16 protein-coding genes and 1 pseudogene are annotated in these 15,786 nt (G+C 75.3%); 13 read left to right on the forward strand and 4 right to left on the reverse strand.

Annotated elements, in window-relative coordinates; translation table 11 throughout:
- Nucleotides 1-86 precede the first annotated feature (86 nt).
- The 3 genes from ACI794_RS10850 (at nucleotide 87) to ACI794_RS10860 (ending at nucleotide 4,832) form a co-directional block, all read left to right on the forward strand.
- Nucleotides 87-827 (forward strand): hypothetical protein, encoded by a 741-nt coding sequence (locus ACI794_RS10850; protein WP_456616356.1) that lies wholly within the window; start codon nucleotides 87-89, stop codon nucleotides 825-827.
- Nucleotides 828-1,287: 460 nt separating this feature from the next.
- Nucleotides 1,288-1,809 (forward strand): transcriptional regulator NrdR, encoded by a 522-nt coding sequence (nrdR, locus tag ACI794_RS10855; RefSeq protein WP_456580000.1) that lies wholly within the window; start codon nucleotides 1,288-1,290, stop codon nucleotides 1,807-1,809.
- A 143-nt stretch (nucleotides 1,810-1,952) separates the two neighbouring features.
- Nucleotides 1,953-4,832 (forward strand): vitamin B12-dependent ribonucleotide reductase, encoded by a 2,880-nt coding sequence (locus ACI794_RS10860; protein ID WP_456616357.1) that lies wholly within the window; start codon nucleotides 1,953-1,955, stop codon nucleotides 4,830-4,832.
- 187 nt (nucleotides 4,833-5,019) lie between these two features.
- Here ACI794_RS10860 and ACI794_RS10865 read toward each other — a convergent pair whose 3' ends face one another.
- Complete coding sequence (locus tag ACI794_RS10865) at nucleotides 5,020-6,117, reverse strand: glycerate kinase (protein WP_456616358.1); 1,098 nt, start codon at nucleotides 6,115-6,117, stop codon at nucleotides 5,020-5,022.
- Nucleotides 6,118-6,426: 309 nt separating this feature from the next.
- On the opposite strand from ACI794_RS10865, the gene ACI794_RS10870 reads away from it, so the two are divergent.
- Complete coding sequence (locus ACI794_RS10870) at nucleotides 6,427-7,005, forward strand: MBL fold metallo-hydrolase (protein ID WP_456616359.1); 579 nt, start codon at nucleotides 6,427-6,429, stop codon at nucleotides 7,003-7,005.
- Between the two features lie 194 nt (nucleotides 7,006-7,199).
- Here ACI794_RS10870 and ACI794_RS10875 read toward each other — a convergent pair whose 3' ends face one another.
- Nucleotides 7,200-8,576 carry a serine hydrolase domain-containing protein gene (locus tag ACI794_RS10875; RefSeq protein WP_456616360.1) on the reverse strand — a complete coding sequence of 459 codons (1,377 nt, stop codon included), beginning with the start codon at nucleotides 8,574-8,576 and terminating at the stop codon, nucleotides 7,200-7,202.
- Between the two features lie 194 nt (nucleotides 8,577-8,770).
- Between ACI794_RS10875 and ACI794_RS10880 the strand changes: the two are divergent.
- Nucleotides 8,771-9,361, forward strand: a pseudogene (locus ACI794_RS10880) (SemiSWEET transporter); the annotation flags it as partial.
- Between the two features lie 45 nt (nucleotides 9,362-9,406).
- On the opposite strand, the gene ACI794_RS10885 reads toward ACI794_RS10880, so the two are convergent.
- Nucleotides 9,407-10,567 (reverse strand): glycoside hydrolase family 26 protein, encoded by a 1,161-nt coding sequence (locus tag ACI794_RS10885; RefSeq protein ID WP_456603122.1) that lies wholly within the window; start codon nucleotides 10,565-10,567, stop codon nucleotides 9,407-9,409.
- 127 nt (nucleotides 10,568-10,694) lie between these two features.
- Between ACI794_RS10885 and nagB the strand changes: the two genes are divergently transcribed.
- Both nagB and ACI794_RS10895 read left to right on the forward strand, forming a co-directional pair.
- Nucleotides 10,695-11,471: a glucosamine-6-phosphate deaminase gene (nagB, locus tag ACI794_RS10890; RefSeq protein ID WP_456616361.1), complete on the forward strand. Its 777-nt coding sequence runs from the start codon at nucleotides 10,695-10,697 to the stop codon at nucleotides 11,469-11,471.
- Between the two features lie 62 nt (nucleotides 11,472-11,533).
- Nucleotides 11,534-11,704 carry a hypothetical protein gene (locus ACI794_RS10895; RefSeq protein WP_456603124.1) on the forward strand — a complete coding sequence of 57 codons (171 nt, stop codon included), beginning with the start codon at nucleotides 11,534-11,536 and terminating at the stop codon, nucleotides 11,702-11,704.
- Between the two features lie 24 nt (nucleotides 11,705-11,728).
- On the opposite strand, the gene ACI794_RS10900 is transcribed toward ACI794_RS10895, so the two are convergent.
- On the reverse strand, nucleotides 11,729-11,887 hold the full coding sequence (locus ACI794_RS10900) for a hypothetical protein (protein WP_456579993.1): 159 nt from the start codon (nucleotides 11,885-11,887) through the stop codon (nucleotides 11,729-11,731).
- 121 nt (nucleotides 11,888-12,008) lie between these two features.
- On the opposite strand from ACI794_RS10900, the gene mgrA reads away from it, so the two are divergent.
- The 6 genes from mgrA to ACI794_RS10930 are packed head-to-tail and all read left to right on the forward strand — an operon-like array spanning nucleotide 12,009 to nucleotide 15,721.
- Nucleotides 12,009-13,040 (forward strand): L-glyceraldehyde 3-phosphate reductase, encoded by a 1,032-nt coding sequence (gene mgrA, locus ACI794_RS10905; protein ID WP_456579992.1) that lies wholly within the window; start codon nucleotides 12,009-12,011, stop codon nucleotides 13,038-13,040.
- Between the two features lie 55 nt (nucleotides 13,041-13,095).
- Nucleotides 13,096-13,386, forward strand: coding sequence for a hypothetical protein (locus ACI794_RS10910; RefSeq protein ID WP_456603126.1), 291 nt, complete (start codon nucleotides 13,096-13,098; stop codon nucleotides 13,384-13,386).
- Entirely contained in the window at nucleotides 13,383-14,642 is a 1,260-nt protein-coding gene (locus ACI794_RS10915) for a hypothetical protein (RefSeq protein ID WP_456616362.1), read from the forward strand. Before ACI794_RS10910 ends, ACI794_RS10915 begins: the two co-directional genes overlap by 4 nt.
- A gap of 23 nt (nucleotides 14,643-14,665) precedes the next feature.
- Complete coding sequence (locus ACI794_RS10920; protein ID WP_456603128.1) at nucleotides 14,666-15,238, forward strand: hypothetical protein; 573 nt, start codon at nucleotides 14,666-14,668, stop codon at nucleotides 15,236-15,238.
- The gene (locus tag ACI794_RS10925) at nucleotides 15,235-15,546 is read left to right on the forward strand and encodes a hypothetical protein (protein ID WP_456616363.1); all 312 of its coding nucleotides are present in this window, start codon (nucleotides 15,235-15,237) and stop codon (nucleotides 15,544-15,546) included. Before ACI794_RS10920 ends, ACI794_RS10925 begins: the two co-directional genes overlap by 4 nt.
- Nucleotides 15,518-15,721 carry a hypothetical protein gene (locus tag ACI794_RS10930; RefSeq protein WP_456616364.1) on the forward strand — a complete coding sequence of 68 codons (204 nt, stop codon included), beginning with the start codon at nucleotides 15,518-15,520 and terminating at the stop codon, nucleotides 15,719-15,721. Before ACI794_RS10925 ends, ACI794_RS10930 begins: the two co-directional genes overlap by 29 nt.
- The last annotated feature ends 65 nt before the right edge of the window (nucleotides 15,722-15,786 follow it).

Genomic DNA, 15,786 nt, shown 5'->3' on the forward strand with positions numbered 1-15,786 from the left:
CGTTCACAATGCGGATCGGCGACTTCGTCAACCCTGCGTATGGGGACGTTTACGCTGAGTGCTGGTCGTCCGTTTACGGTCGTCGCGTGTCGAGCGTCATGGAGAACCGCGCCGCCGTGTTCACCCGTCATCCCCAGGCCGTCGAGGTGCTGCACGCGGGTGCCTGGCGGGCGGGGGAGCTGCTGGGTTGGCGGCACGACGACTCCGGCGCGTGCCAGATGCGGGTGCGGACCGTGGTCGACGGGGTCGAGCAGGCGATGTGGACGGCGCTGGACACCGTGCGGCTCCCGGAACCCGCGTCCGCCCGTCCCGGGACGCAGCTGATGGCCGCGCAGCCGGCGCTCCGGTCGGGTGGTGGTCGTTCGACCGACCCCGAGGCGACCGCCAGCCTCCCTCGGGTGCGCGACAGCCGCCCCGAGCGGTCGGCTCCGGCTCGCACGGGTGGTCGCCGACGCGCACCCGAGGGCGACGAGATCCGGGCGGCGACCGCCTCCTCCGTGCCCGTGCACCCGTCCGGTCGGCACCGGGCACCGGCCATCGCGCCGGGCCCGGTCGTCGGGCGGCACCGGGCGGCCGACGCCGAGCTCGCCCCCCTCGTCGCCGGCGGCACGCCGGCCGCGTCCGCCGCCCCGGTCCGGGATGGGGGTGTGCCTGCCTGGGTGATCCCGGCCGCGCGCTCCGCGCCGCCCGTGGAGCTGCGACCGCTCGGGCGCGACTGGACCCCGCCGGCCGGTCTCGAGCCCGAGCTGCTGACCCGTCCCATGCGGTTGAGCGACCAGATCCCGCACTCCCGCCGACGCCGGGTGGACGGGTCCCTCAGCGCCTGATCGGCAGGTGGCGCGCGCACCGGCGCCGGGCCCTCGCGGTTGCGCGCCCCGCCGCGTCCGGCCGTGCGTCCGCGGTTGTGCGGGCGGAGCGCCCGGCGGCTGCGCCCCCGCGCCGGCGCGGGCGGCCGGAGCTCCCTGCCCGCCTCGCGCCGACCGACCCCTGTGCAGCCGGCCCGCCGCGGCGGGGCCCGCGCCGGCGTGTCGCCGCGGTGTGTCTGTGACGGCTGGGGCCCGCTGTTCCGCCTGCGCACGGCAGTGTCGGGGCGGAACACGCCGAGCCGACGATCACTTGCACATCTTGTGTGGGCCGTCCTAGGGTTCCCCCACATCTAGTAGTTACAGAGCTGTAAGCCCGTCCACAGGCCGATCCTCAGGTTCTCCCCGTCGCATCCACCGGATGTCCCCAGGGGGCTCCACAGGCGGCCCGTGGCAGGCCCACCGGCGGAGGAGGTGAACCACCGTGCGCTGCCCGTTCTGCCACAACTCCGACAGCCGGGTCATCGACTCCCGGGAGACCGACGAGGGCGCCACCACGCGTCGTCGTCGTTCGTGCCCGGCCTGCGGGCGGCGGTTCACCACCGTCGAGGAAGCGGTGCTCGCCGTCGTCAAGCGCAACGGCGTCAGCGAGCCGTTCAACCGCAGCAAGGTGGTCGCCGGCGTCCGGCGGGCCTGCCAGGGCCGGCCCGTCGACGAGGACCAGCTCAAGCTCCTCGCCCAGCAGGTGGAGGACGCCGTCCGCGCCACCGGCGCCGCGGAGGTGCCGAGCCACGAGGTCGGCCTGGCCATCCTCGGCCCGCTCCGCGAGCTCGACGAGGTGGCCTACCTGCGGTTCGCCAGCGTCTACCGGTCCTTCACCTCGGTGGCGGACTTCGAACGGGAGATCGCCGAGCTCAAGGCCCGGCAGCCCGCCTCGTCACCGGGGGAGACGGGCCCGCCCGCGCCCCGGCAGCCGGTCCCCACCGGCACCGGCGCCGGCACCTAGAAGTGTCGGTACCACCCGATAGACAGCAGTTCGAGCAGTTACCGATCGCGGCTCTTCCCCAGCCCCCGATCCGCCACCGCGCAGCACCACCGCGCAACCCCGCGACGCACCACGCGACACACGACCAGGGAGAGCTCCACACCATGACCGACACCGACGACCGCGTGGCCGGCCCCCGCACCCGCCGCAGCACCAAGACGCCCAGCCGGGGCAAGGGCCTCAAGATCAAGCGCGTCTTCACCACCGCTGGTGTGCACCCCTACGACGAGGTGACCTGGGAGCGTCGCGACGTCGTCATGACCAACTGGCGGGACGGCTCGATCAACTTCGAGCAGCGCGGTGTCGAGTTCCCCGCCGAGTGGAGCATCAACGCCACCAACATCGTCACCACGAAGTACTTCCGCGGCGCCGTCGGCACCGCGCAGCGCGAGACCAGCCTGCGCCAGCTCATCGACCGAGTGGTGCTCACCTACACCGAGGCCGGCCGCGAGCACGGCTACTTCGCCACCGAGGGCGACGCCGAGATCTTCGAGCACGAGCTGACCTGGATGCTGCTGCACCAGTACTTCAGCTTCAACAGTCCCGTCTGGTTCAACGTGGGCACGAGCGCCCCGCAGCAGGTCAGCGCCTGCTTCATCCTCGCCGTCGACGACGAGATGGACTCGATCCTCAACTGGTACCGCGAGGAGGGCCTGATCTTCAAGGGCGGCTCCGGTGCCGGCCTGAACCTCTCCCGGATCCGCTCCTCCAAGGAGCTGCTGTCCTCCGGTGGCACCGCCTCCGGGCCGGTGTCCTTCATGCGCGGCGCCGACGCCTCCGCGGGCACCATCAAGTCCGGTGGCGCGACCCGCCGCGCGGCGAAGATGGTCGTCCTCGACATCGACCACCCCGACATCGAGGAGTTCATCGAGACCAAGGCGCGCGAGGAGGACAAGATCCGCGCGCTGCGCGACGCCGGTTACGACATGGACCTCGGCGGCAAGGACATCACCAGCGTCCAGTACCAGAACGCCAACAACTCGGTCCGCGTCTCCGACGAGTTCATGCGCGCCGTGGAGGAGGGCGACGAGTTCGGGCTGCGCGCCCGCCTCGACGGCTCGGTGATCGAGACCGTGGACGCCAAGGCCCTGTTCCGCAAGGTCACCCAGGCCGCCTGGGAGTGCGCCGACCCGGGCATCCAGTACGACGACACGATCAACGACTGGCACACCAACCCCGAGACCGGCCGCATCAACGCGTCCAACCCGTGCTCGGAGTACATGAGCCTGGACAACAGCTCGTGCAACCTGGCGTCGCTGAACCTCATGAAGTTCCTCAAGGACGACGGCACGTTCGACGCCAAGAACTTCGTGAAGGCCGTCGAGCTGGTCATCACCGCGATGGACATCTCGATCTGCTTCGCAGACTTCCCGACCGAGCCGATCGGTGAGACGACCCGGGCCTACCGCCAGCTGGGCATCGGCTACGCCAACCTGGGCGCGCTGCTCATGGCGACCGGCCACGCCTACGACTCGCGCGGCGGCCAGACGCTCGCCGCGGCGATCACCTCGCTGATGACCGGCACCGCCTACCGGCGTTCGGCCGAGCTCGCCGGGATCGTCGGCCCGTACGAGGGCTACGCCCGCAACGCCGACGCCCACGCCCGGGTCATGCGCAAGCACGCCGCGGCCAACGACGCCATCCGCCCGGTCGGCGCCGACGACGCCGACGTGCTCAAGATCGCCACCCAGCAGTGGCAGGAGTGCCTGGAGATCGGCGCCGACAACGGCTGGCGCAACGCCCAGGCCTCGGTGCTGGCCCCCACCGGCACGATCGGCTTCATGATGGACTGCGACACGACCGGCATCGAGCCGGACTTCTCGCTGGTCAAGTTCAAGAAGCTGGTCGGCGGCGGCTCCATGCAGATCGTCAACCAGACGGTGCCCCGGGCGCTGCGCAGCCTGGGCTACCAGGAGGAGCAGATCGAGGCGATCGTCGAGTACATCGCCGAGCACGGCCACGTCGTCGACGCGCCCAGCCTGCGCCCGGAGCACTACGAGGTGTTCGACTGCGCCATGGGCGAGCGGGCCATCTCCCCGATGGGCCACGTCCGCATGATGGCCGCCGTCCAGCCCTTCATCTCCGGCGCGATCAGCAAGACGGTGAACATGCCGGAGACGGCGACCGTCGAGGACGTCGAGACGATCTACTTCCAGGGCTGGAAGATGGGTCTGAAGGCGCTCGCGATCTACCGCGACAACTGCAAGGTCGGCCAGCCGCTCTCCGGTGGCAAGGGCAAGAACGACGGGACCAAGGACGAGGTCAAGGTCGAGGCCACGACCTCCACCGCGCTGTCGCACCCGGTCCGCAAGCGCCTGCCCAAGAAGCGGACGAGCGTCACCACCTCGTTCAGCGTCGCCGGCGCCGAGGGCTACATGACCGCCGGGATGTACGAGGACGGCAGCCTCGGCGAGGTCTTCCTGAAGCTCGGCAAGCAGGGCTCGACCCTGGCCGGTGTCATGGACGCCTTCTCGATCGGCATCTCGCTGGCGCTGCAGCACGGTGTGCCGCTGGAGACCTACATCTCCAAGTTCACCAACATGCGCTTCGAGCCGGCCGGCATGACCGACGACCCGGACATCCGGATCGCCCAGTCGGTGATGGACTACATCTTCCGGCGCCTGGCGCTGGACCACCTGCCCGTCGAGAAGCGGGCCGGCCTGGGCATCTTCACCGCCGAGGAGCGGGCGGCGCAGGTCTCCGGCTACGGGGCCTCCGCGTCGACGGCCACCGTCCAGGAGGAGGAGGTCGACCTGGAGCAGCTGCGCGGCTCCGCGCCGATCGAGACCGCCAGGACGGAGGAGAAGGTCACCCCCGAGGGCCCGAAGTCGGTCAAGGAGGCACACTCCTCGGCCGAGCTCCTCGAGCTGGTCACCGGCACCGCCACCGACGCGCCGCTGTGCATGACCTGCGGCACGAAGATGCGCCCCGCCGGCAGCTGCTACGTCTGCGAGGGCTGCGGCTCCACCAGCGGCTGCAGCTGATGCGGTCGGCCACGACGGTGTCCCGGCCTCGGGAGCACCGACTCCCCGTGGCCTGAGCCACCCGTTCCACTGGCCCGGTCCCGCGAGGGACCGGGCCAGTGGCGTCTCAGCCCTCCGTGCCGCCCGGTCCGCCGCAGCGCGGGAGGACGCCTCCGGGGCCGCGCGAGCGTCACGGAGCTGCGGGCGGTTACTGGCGGGCGGCGAGGCCCGCTGCGGCCGACCGCAGCCACCGGCCGGGATCGGCGAGCGCCGCCTCCGTTCCGCCCGCGACGTCGACCAGCGAGACGGCATCGGCGAACACCCCGGTCGAGGCGGTCGCGCTGCCGGCGACGAGGAGCACCGGGACGCCGGCCGGGCGGGCGAGCGACAGCACGTGCGACACGACCTTCCCCGCGGCGCTCTGGTCGTCGTACCGACCCTCGCCGGTGATCACCACGTCCGCCGCCGGGATCAGCCGCGGCAGCCCGAGCGCCTCCCCGATGGCCACCGCGCCGGCGGAGAGCGCGGCACCCCACAGCCGCAGGCCGAAGCCCGTCCCGCCGGCGGCGCCGGTCCCGGCCGCCGTCGGATCGCCGCCGGTCAGCTCCGCCAGCCGGCGCAGCCCCGCCTCGAGCAGGGGGACGTCGGCCGGGCCGGCGCCCTTCTGCGGCCCGAAGACGGCGGCGGCGCCGCGGACCCCGAGCAGCGGGGCGTCGACGTCGCCGAGCACCACGGCGCCGTCCGGGGGCACCGGGCGCAGCGCGCCGAGGTCCACCCGGTGGAGGTCGGCCAGGCCGGCGTTGCCGAGCCCGATCGGCCGGCCGGCGGCGTCCAGGAACCGGGCGCCCAGCGCGGTGAGCAGGCCGGTTCCTCCGTCGGTGCTCGCGCTCCCGCCGATGCCGAGCAGCAGGCGGCGCACCCCGTGGTCCAGCGCGGCCGCGACGACCTGCCCGAAGCCGAGCGTGTGCGCGGCGAACGGGGCCGGACGGCGCATGAGCGGCAGGCCGCTCGCCGCCGCGAGCTCCACGACCCCGGTGCCGTCGGGCTGGAGCAGCCAGTCGCAGCGGACCCGGCGGCCCTCGGGGCCCTCCACCTCCACCGGCATCCGTCGGGACCCCGGCACGGCGGCGGCGAAGGCGTCCACGGTGCCCTCACCGCCGTCCGCCATGGGGGCGAGCACGACCGGGTCGGCCGGCCGCTCGGCGAGCCACCCGTCACGGATCGCCACGGCGACCTCGTGGGCGGTGGCCGTCCCCTTGAACGAGTCCGGCGCGACCAGAACTTGCAGCGGGCTCCCGGTGCTCATGCCCGGGTGCGGTGCCGCCGGAGGCGTCTTTCGCGGTGGGCCGTGGAGGGCGGGACGTCCTCGTACGACATCGCCGGGCCGGGGCGGCCCACGGTCGGCGCGGTCGATCGTCCTGCCGGCACGTACCGAGTATCGGCCCGCGACGTCGCCGCACACCAGCAGGCGCTCGGCCGTTCCGCGAGCGGTCCGCGCGCCCCGGCACCGGCCGGCGGGTAGGCCCGGCGGCATCCCTGGCCGGGTCCGGCCACCGCCGGGTCGGGGCCCCGCGGCGACCCGGCGCCGGGCCGCCGCGGTTGCTACGGTCCGCGCATGCCGGAGCTGTCGCGCACCGCCCGCCTGGACGTCCTCGTCGAGGGGTACGTGCGCATGCCGCACGTGGCGGGCACGGTGAGCCTCGTCCGGGACGCCGACCGGGTGGTCGTGGTCGATCCCGGCATGGTGTCCGACCGGGACCTCATACTCGCCCCGATGCGCGCACTCGGTGTCCGCCCCGAGGACGTCACCGACATCGTCGTCAGCCACCACCACCTGGACCACACGCTCAACGTCGCGCTCTTCCCGGTGGTGCCGGTGCACGACTTCCAGTCCGTGATCGAGGGGGACACCTTCGCCCGCAGGGCCGCCGACGGCGTGCAGCTCAGCCCCGGCATCCGGTTGCTGGCCACGCCCGGGCACACCCCGCAGGACATCACCACGCTGGTCGGCACGCCCGACGACGTCGTCGCCCTCACGCACCTGTGGTGGACCGAGGAGGGACCGGCCGACGACCCCTACAGCCACGACCGCGACGAGCTGCGCCGGCAGCGCGAGCGCGTGCTCGACCTCGCCACCCTCGTGGTCTGCGCGCACGGCGCCCCCTTCCACCCCGGACCCGCGACGGTCCGCTGACCGTCGCGCCTGGCTCCCGACGGGCTCGCGGGCCGGAGGCGCCGCCGACGGAGCGGGAGGGGCGGAGCGCCGGTCGAGCAGCCGGCAGGTCACCGCACCGCCGCCCCGGCCGACGACGACGGCCCACGGGTGGCTGGTCGCGGCCTCCTCCAGGGCGTGCGGGTCCGCCGGCAAGCCCCCCGTCCAGCAGGCTCCTAGTCGGGGAGCCGCCGGTAGGTCACGCCGCCCAGCCGCAGCGACACGACCCGGCCGCCGGCGTCCCGCTCCAGCGGCACCAGCTCGCCGGCGGGCCCGAACCCCGGCTGCGGGGCGATCCGCAGCGTGCCGGCGTCGACCACCTGCAGCTCCTCGACCCCGGGCAGGGGGTCGGGCCAGGTCGGCCGCACGAGCACCAGCCGCCCGGCGAGCTCGGCGACGTCGACCACGCCCCACAGGCCGGCGAACCGGCCGGTGGACGACGACGGCGGCGGCGCGCCGGGCGGCGCGGCCGGCACCTCGGTGCGCGGGTGCAGCGCGACGTCGACCAGCTTCACCAGCCCGGTCGCCAGCTCCTCGGCCGGGCCGTCGATCGCGTTGGTGAGCACGCTGACGACCAGCCCGTCGGCCGGGTCCACGAAGGTGACGGTGATCTGCCCCGGCCACCCGCCGCTGTGCCCGACCAGCTGCCGCTCGCCGACGGTGGTCAGCACCAGCCCCAACCCGTACCTGGCGACCTCGGTGCCGTAGGCGGTGACCACGGACTCCACGCGCTGCATCAGCCGCTTCGCGTCGTCGCCGAGCAGCCGGTCTTCCCCGAGCGCGTGCGCCGAGCCGTAGAGGGCCAGGTCCTCGGCGGTGGAGAAGAACCCGGTCGCCGCCGCGAAGGCCCCGGTGCCGACCGAGCCGAGGGGCTCGCGGGTGTCCTCGCCCAGCAGCAGCCCGGTGTGCCCGCTGACGTGCTCGCCGGCCCGCGCGGGGTCGTGGTCGGCCCCGGTGCGGGTGAGGCCGAGCGGCTCGAGGATCCCGGTGCGCACCGCCTCGGCGTAGGGAGTGCCGGTGACGGCCTCGATCGCCAGGCCGACCAGCGCGTAGCCGACGTTGGAGTACTTGAAGTGCTCGTTGCGGTGGAGCACGGGGCCCGCCCGCAGCGCCGCCGCGATCACCCCCGACCGGTCCGGGAACGGCTGCTCCAGCTGCCAGAAATCAGCGTCGGCGCCGTCCCGGGTGACGCCGGCCTGGTGGCCGAGGAGCTCCCGGACGGTCACGCGGGCCACCGGCGAGCCGGCCGCCGCCAGCTCCGGCACGTGCGCGCCGATCGGGTCGTCCAGCCGCATCCGCCCCGCCTCCACCTGCTGGAGCACGAGGGTCGCGGTGAACGTCTTGGAGTGCGAGGCGACGCGGAACAGGTGTGCGGGGGTCAGCGGTGCGCCGGTGGAGACGTCGGCGACCCCGAACGCGGCCGAGAGCACCAGCTCACCGCCGTGGCGGACCGCCACCTGCGCGCCCGGTACGCGGCGGTGCCGCACCTGCGCGTCCAGCCACGACCGCAGGTAGCCCGCGGCGGCGCGGATGGTCTCGGTCCGGGGGGTCACGGCCGCCCAGCCTAGGAGCGTGCAGCGGAGGTCACACGGCGGAACCAGAAGATCGCGTTCCGGTCACGGAGGCAGGACGCCGATGACGTCCCCGGTCACCGCCCGGCCCTCCGCCGGCGTCGCTCCCGACGAGCGCGCCCCCCGTTCCCGGTGGCCGCTCCTCGCACCGATTCCGAACGGATCCCGGCTCCACCATGTCCGCCGCTCTCGGCATCCTCGCGGCCTCGCTCAGCATCGCCGTCGTCTGGCCCCAGGTCTGGCTCTCCTGCCGGCACCGCCGCACCCTGGGGCTCTCGCCCACCAGCGCCTGGCTCGCCGTCGCGCTCAACCTCTGCTGGCTCGCCTTCGGCCTGCTCGCCCGCGATCCCGTGCAGATCGCCACCAACGCCGTCGTCGGTACCGGCAACGCCGCCGTCCTCGTGGCGCTGCTGCTCACCCAGCCGCGGCTGCGCGCCGGGCGCGTGCTCCTGCGGACGGCGTCCGGCGCCGCCGTCCTCGCCGCGCTGGCCACCGGGGGGCTCGCCGGCGCGGGGCTGCTCGGCGCCGACCCGGCGGCAGCCGCGGCGCTGCTGGGCGGCGTCGCCTCCGTGGTCGGCGCGGCGGCCGCGCTGCCGCAGCCGGTCAGCCTGCTGCGCGACCGCACCCAGGACCTCTCCGGGCTCTCGCCGGCGCGGTGGTGGCTCGGCTCGGGTTCCTGCGCCGCGTGGACCGGCTACGGGTGGTGCCTCGACCAGGCCGCGGTGTGGCTGTCCGCCGGCGTCGGGCTGTGCTGCTCGCTGGTCGTCTGCGGGATGCTGCGCGCCCGGCGGGCCCTGCTGCCGGTTGCCGGGTCAGCCGCCGCAGCGGGGGACGTCGCCGGCGCCGAGGGCCCACTCCGGCAGGTCGGCGCGGAAGGCGTCGCGCACCGGCGCGGAACCGGTCGCGCGCCAGTCCACCCGGCCGCCGACCTCCGGCTCCTCCTTGGCCCACTCGAACCAGTTGACCATCGCGAGGCGGGGCAGGCGCTCGGGCAGCCCCGGGTCGAACAGCTGCTGCCACCAGGCCTGCTTGACGGCCAGCTCGCCGGCGCCGCCGCCGCCCGGGGCGAAGAACGCCGCGGTCTCCGGGACGGCGACCGGCTTGCCGTACCGCTCGCCGTACTCGGCGTGGAAGTCCGGTAGCCCGCGGTCGTCGCCGCCCCGCCCGGCGTAGCTGCCGGTCAGCTGGGCGAGGAACTTGCCGGCCTCGGGCACCTCGTTCTCGCCCCACGGGTGGGCGTCGCCCCAGTGGTAGAGCGACATCCCGACCCAGTCGACGGCGTCCTCGCCCGGCCAGTACGGGGCGTAGGGGTCGTCGGCCGCCGAGACCGCGCCGTCGCCGTCGGTGTCCAGCGCGGCGACGTCGCCGGGCCCGGTCGCCGCGTGGGCGCCGCCGGTGAACGGGTAGCCGCCGCCGTAGTTGGGTGCCCACATCACCGCCGAGCCCGGCGCGCCCGCGTGGACGGCGGCGGCCACCCGCCGGAACGCCTGGACGTAGGCGCCCGGCTGCTGGCCCCACGGGTACCAGGAGCCGTTCATCTCGTGGGCGAACCGGACCACGACGGGCACGCCGCGCTCGTTGTAGCCGGCCAGCCGCTCGGCCAGGCCGGTCGAGACGTCCTCGGTGACGGCGGCCAGGCCCTCGTGCGGCTCCAGGGTGAGCAGCAGCAGGCCGCCCTCGCCGCGCACCTGCTCGACGGCGGCGTCGAGGTTGCCCTCGTCGGCGGGGGAGAAGGGGAAGCCGGTGAAGGAGACGGCGACGGCGGGCTGCGAGCCGAGCGCGGCGGCGTGCTCGGCCAGCGTCCGGTCGCCCCAGTCGAGGTTCACCCCCAGGTAGACCCCGTCGCCCGCGCCCGGTCGGTGGAGCTCCGCGACGCGGCACGTCACACCGCCCGCCTCCGTGCCGCCGTCCTCGGCCGTGCCGCAGGCGGAGCCGGCGAGGAGCGCGGTCGCGGTCAGCGCGGACAGGGTCACGGTGGGCAGTCGTCGCACCCCATCCCATCGGCCGCCCGGGGCCGCGGCTGAAGCGGTCGGCCGGCGACCACCCGCAGGTCGCAGGAGCAGGCGCCACCCGGGCCCCGACCGGTGGGATCCTGGGCCGGTGGAGGTGGTGATCCTTCCCGGGCCGGACGAGGTGGCCCGGGTCGCCGCGCGGCGGGTCGCCGAGGCGGTCCGCCGGCGCAGGGACGCCGTCGTCGGGCTGGCGACCGGCTCCTCGCCGCTGGGCACCTACGCCGAGCTCGCCCGGCAGGTGGCCGCCGGTGAGCTCGACGTCTCCGGCGTCCGCGGCTTCGCGCTGGACGAGTACGTCGGTCTCCCGCCGGCGCACCCGCAGAGCTACGCGTCGGTCATCCGGCGCACCGTCGTCGAACCGCTGGGGCTCGATCCGGCGCGGGTGCGCGTGCCCGACGGCTGCGCGGCGGACCTGGACGCCGAGGCGGCCGGCTACGAGCAGGAGATCCGCGCCGCCGGCGGCATCGACGTGCAGCTCCTCGGGATCGGCGCCAACGGGCACATCGGTTTCAACGAGCCGACGTCGTCCCTGACGTCGCGCACCCGGGTGAAGGCGCTCGCGCCCCGGACCCGCGCGGACAACGCCCGGTTCTTCGCCTCGCCGGAGGAGGTGCCGGTGCACTGCCTGACCCAGGGGCTCGGCACCATCCTCGAGGCGCGGGAGCTGGTCCTGGTCGCGCAGGGCGAGGCCAAGGCCGAGGCCGTCGCGGCGGCGGTGGAGGGTCCGCTGAGCAGCATGTGCCCCGCCTCGGTGCTGCAGCTGCACCGACGGGCAGGGGTCTACCTCGACGAGGCGGCCGCCTCCCGGCTGCGCCTGGCCGACCACTACCGCCACACCTACGCCCACCGGCCGGGCGGAGCCTGACCTGGCGCACCCGGCGGACCGTCGGTCTGGACGACCGGCCCTCGCGGGTGGATGGTGACCCCGTGACCGACAGCCGCTTCGCCATCGGCCTGGACGCACTCGAGGCCACGGTCCGCGTCGCGCCCGCGGACCAGGTCCCCGAGCAACCGGCATCCGGCCCGCCGCCCACCGGCCAGGTGGGCGACCCGCACCCCTACGCCGGCGGGGCGGCCGGCGACGCCGACGGCGACTGACCCCCGGACGGGCAGCCGCCGGGGTCAGACCCGGTCGTCGCGCTTCAGCCAGCCGTAGGCGGCGGTGGCCACGAAGAGCACCGCGCCGACGAGCAGCAGCCAGAAGAGTCCCTCCACCAGCGCGCCGATGATCGAGAGCACCAGCCACACGACGAGCAGGAGACCGATCAGGCGCAGCAGCACGGGAGCTCCAGGGGGAAGGCGGGGCGGCCGCCGTCCACCCTAGGGGCCGGGACCCGCCCACGGGCGCCGGCGATCCGGGGTAGGTGCGGCGGGCCGGCCGCCGGTGACGCAGGATCGGTGCATGGCCTACACCGCAGCCGACGACCGCTACGACTCGATGAGCTACCGCCGCACCGGGCGGAGCGGCCTGGACCTCCCCGCGCTGAGCCTGGGCCTGTGGCACAACTTCGGCGACGACATGCCCTTCGACCGCCAGCGCGACATCCTGCGGCGGGCCTTCGACCTGGGCATCACGCACTTCGACCTCGCGAACAACTACGGGCCGCCCCACGGCAGCGCCGAGACCAACTTCGGGCGCCACCTGGCCGACGACTTCCGGCCCTACCGCGACGAACTGGTCATCTCCACCAAGGCCGGCTACGACATGTGGCCCGGGCCGTACGGCCAGGGCGGTGGCTCCCGCAAGTACCTGCTGGGCAGCCTGGACCAGTCGCTGCGGCGGATGGGCCTGGAGTACGTCGACATCTTCTACAGCCACCGGCCCGACCCCACGACGCCGCTCGAGGAGACGATGGGCGCACTGGACACCGCCGTCCGCTCCGGGAAGGCGCTCTACGCCGGCATCTCGTCGTACTCGCCGGAGCAGACCCGGCGCGCCGCCGCGATCCTCGCCGACCTCGGGACGCCGCTGCTGATCCACCAGCCCTCCTACTCGATGCTCAACCGCTGGATCGAGCGCGAGGACCTGCTCGACGCCCTCGCCGACGTCGGGGCCGGGTGCATCGCCTTCTCCCCGCTCGCGCAGGGCATGCTCACGGACAAGTACCTCGGCGGGGTGCCCGAGGGGTCCCGCGCCAGCCAGGGCAAGTCGCTCTCGCCCGACCTGCTCACCGAGCAGACCCTCACCCACGTCCGGGCCCTCGACGGCCTCGCCCGGGAGCGCGGGCAGTCGCTGGCCCAGATGGCGCTGGCCTGGGCTCTGCGCGACCCACGGATGACCACCGTGCTCATCGGGGCCAGCAGCGTGGCACAGCTCGAGCAGAACGTCGGGGCGCTGGAGAACCTGGCGTTCACCGACGGCGAGCTCGCGGCGATCGACCAGCACGCCGTCGAGGGCGGCATCGACCTGTGGGAGGGCCCCCGCACCGCCTGAGCCGCCTGTGGACAACGGACCCGGCGGAGGGCCGCCGCTGCCTAGGGTCCGCGGTGTGGGTGACGGCCTCGAGGTGGAGACAGCGGTCCTGCGCGACGCGGGGCGCGCGCTGCTCGTCGTGCACGGTGAGCTCGACGGCGCGCGGGACACCGCCGACGTCGGCGGGGACGTGATCGCGCACGACCGGCTGCGGGAGCGGCTGCGGGAGTTCGGCGGCAACTGGGACCGGCGGCGGACCGAGATGACGGGGCTGATCGCGGGGCTCGGCCAGGCCGCTCAGGACGCCGCGGAGGTCTACGAGCGGATCGAGACCGAACTGGTCGCCGCGCTGGCCGGTCAGCGGTGAGCCGCCCGCGGGACTGGTCGCCGCTGCGCCCGTCGGACCCGGTCGGCGGCGACGCCGCGGCGATCGCCCGGCTCGCGCAGCGGTACGCGGACACGGCCGTGGCGATCACCACCGCGGCGAGGGCGCTCCGCGAGATCCACGACGGCGCGACGGCGTGGGACTCCGACGCGGGGCGGGCCTTCCGGGAGCGCACCGCCGAGGTGGCCGGCACGATCGAGCAGGCGCTCGCCCGGTACGAGGGGACGGCGCGGGCGCTCGCCGGGTACGCGCGCACGCTCGACGACGTCCAGGCCCGCGCCGACGTCGTCCTCGCGCGTGCGAAGCGGGCCGAGGAGGCCCGCGACGCCGCCTGGCGGGCCCACGAACGGGCCGCCGCACAGCCGGAGCGCGACCCGGTCGCCGAGCGCCGGGCGCACGACGACGCCGCGGCGGCCACCGGGGGCATCCGGGCCGCCGACGTGGAGCTCGAGGAGCTGGAGGCCGAGTGGTGCGCCGCGGGGACCACCGCCGCCGACGCCATCGACGACGTCCTCGGCGCGGACGACCTCGCGGACGGTCTCCGGGGCGACGTCCTGGACGTGGTCGCCGCCGTCACCGGCTGGGCGGGGAAGCTCTCGGGGGCCCTCGGCCTCGTGGCGCTGTTCCTCGGCGCGATCCCCGGCCTCCAGCCCTTCGCGGCGGCGTCCGCCGGGCTGGCTCTCGTGGCCGGCGCCGTCTCGCTGGTGGGCAACACCGTGCTGCTGGTGAGCGGCCGGGCGGAGCTCTCGGCCGTGCTGTGGGACGCGGTGGGGGTGCTGACCTTCGGGGCCGGTCGCGCCTTCGCGCTGGCCGGCCACGCGGTCGCCACGGGCACCCGCGGGCTGGCCGGCCCCTCGCTGATCCAGCACCTGCGGGCTTCGGGCATGACCCGCCGGGAGGCGCAGCGCGCGGTGGCCGTCGTCCCGGCGCCCGGACGGGCGGCCGCTGCGCTCGCGTCCCGGGCGCGCGACCCGCGCGGCTGGCTGCCCACCCGCGGGGAGTGGGGCCAGGCGTACCGCCCGTCGGGTCTGCTGCGGGGTCCGGTCGCCGGCCCGCACCCGTTCATCCACCCGGCCACGACGGCGGCCCCCCAGGTGCAGGCCGGGCTGGCCCGTGCGGCGCGGGCGAACGGCGGGACCCTGCTCGCCAACGCCGCCGGCGGCGTCCCCGCGGCCAACGCCTTCGCCGGCAGCGGGGGCCCGTCCGCTGCCCACCCCCACGTCCGGGCGGCCCGGTGACGGCCGTGGCGGCGGGAACAGCCGTGGGGCAGCCCCGCGACTTCACCTTCGCGGTGCCCGGGAACTGGGTGCGGATCCGGGTCCTCGACGACGCGCAGCGGGACGCGGACGTCCGCCGGATCGCCCGGGCGGTCACCCGGGGCCGGCCCGACCGCGACCGGCTGGAGCCGCAGGTCGCCCGACTGCTGCACGGTGCGGTCGCCGCGCGCCGCGACAGCCGCACCGTCGAGGTGCACCTCCCGGTGGTCGAGGAGGGGGCCCCGCCGGTCGCCTGCGCCCTGGCGGTGGGGGTGGTCCCGCCGCACCGGGGGGACCGGCCCGGTGCGGAGGTCGCCGCCTTCCTCGCCGCGGGGGGAGGGGGAGCGTCGGCCGAGGTGGTCGAGCTCGCCTGCGGCCCCGTGGCCCGCGTGCGCCGCCGGGCGCACGCGCCGGCGCCGGACGGCCGGCAGGTCGCGACGGAGCTGGTGCAGTACCAGCACCCGATGCCCGGCGGCGGCTTCGTGCTGCTCAGCTTCTCGACGCCGCTGCTCGAGCTGCTCGAACCGCTGACCGCGCTCTTCGACGCCGTGGCGGGCTCCTTCCGGTGGCTCCCGTGACCGGCGCCGCGCACCGCTGGAGCTACACCGTGGCGCCGTCCGGCGAGGGGTGGGTGTGGCTGCCGGGGACCGGCGACGTCACCGCCTGGGCGCAGCAGGTCTGCGACGACCTCCACGCCAGCGGAGCTGAGGCGGCCTGGCTCGGGGCGCAGCTGCGCTCGCTGGGCGAGGCGCTCCGCGAGGGCACGCCCGACCTCGTCGCGATGTGGCTCCCCGACCCCGCCCACGGCGTCCTCGTGACCCTCCGCGCCGGCCGGCCCGGCGCTGCGTGTCCGACGGGTGGCGCGGCAGACCGGCGGGCCGGGTGAGGGCCTGCTCGTCGAGAGCGTCCGCCACCTCGTCGCGCCGCCGGGAGCGGTGGACGTGCACGGCGTGCCGACGGCGGTGGAGCTCGTCATGTCCTGGACGCTGCTGCACGAGGGGGAGCACGTCGCGGACATGGCGGACCGGACCGCCGAGCGTCTCCGCCTCACCGTGGGCTGACCGCCGCAGCGACCTCACCCCTCGGGGGGATGCGCTCGCAGGGCGAGCGTGTCGATCACCCCGGG

The organism is Blastococcus sp. SYSU DS0541, from assembly GCF_054050875.1.

What these genes read in the sequence shown, in the direction of transcription:
- ACI794_RS10860 (WP_456616357.1), top strand. Translation starts at nt 1,953, where the DNA reads ATGACCGACACCGACGACCGCGTGGCCGGCCCCCGCACCCGCCGCAGC.
- ACI794_RS10865 (WP_456616358.1), bottom strand. Translation starts at nt 6,117, where the DNA reads ATGAGCACCGGGAGCCCGCTGCAAGTTCTGGTCGCGCCGGACTCGTTC.
- ACI794_RS10870 (WP_456616359.1), top strand. Translation starts at nt 6,427, where the DNA reads ATGCCGGAGCTGTCGCGCACCGCCCGCCTGGACGTCCTCGTCGAGGGG.
- mgrA (WP_456579992.1), top strand. Translation starts at nt 12,009, where the DNA reads ATGGCCTACACCGCAGCCGACGACCGCTACGACTCGATGAGCTACCGC.